1 protein-coding gene is annotated in these 452 nt (G+C 44.5%); it reads left to right on the top strand.

Annotated elements, in window-relative coordinates; all coding sequences use genetic code 11:
• Window positions 1-392 (top strand): response regulator (locus J1781_RS00335; RefSeq protein ID WP_456239069.1); only part of this gene is annotated, 392 nt, incomplete at its 5' end.
• Window positions 393-452: the final 60 nt, after the last annotated feature.

The raw sequence follows: 452 nt of genomic DNA, 5'->3' as shown, positions 1-452 counted from the left end.
ATATTATGGATGCAAATTTTGAAGGCCTAAAAGTCATGATTATTGACGATTCAAAAACCATTCGTCGTACCGCAGAGACGTTACTTGCCAAAGCAGGCTGTGAGGTGACTACTGCCGTTGATGGCTTTGATGCGTTGGCAAAAATTGCGGATACCAACCCAGATTTGATTTTTGTCGATATCATGATGCCACGCCTCGACGGTTATCAGACTTGTTCACTAATCAAAAACAACGCAGATTTTGCTGCCACGCCCGTGATTATGCTGTCATCAAAAGATGGCTTGTTTGATAAAGCGCGCGGTCGTATCGTCGGCTCAGATGAGTACTTGACCAAACCATTTAGTAAAGAAGAGCTATTTGATACCATTGAACGTCATCGTCCTGCGTCTTAATGCGCTGTGCTTCTTCATGCGCTGGGTTGAAGCTAAACAGCATGCCATTGCTTGCAACTG

It is taken from the genome of Rahnella perminowiae (assembly GCF_019049695.1).
GTDB lineage: Bacteria > Pseudomonadota > Gammaproteobacteria > Enterobacterales > Enterobacteriaceae > Rahnella > Rahnella perminowiae.
Note: the sequence above shows the minus strand (reverse complement) of the source record. Positions and strands in the feature narration are given on the sequence as shown.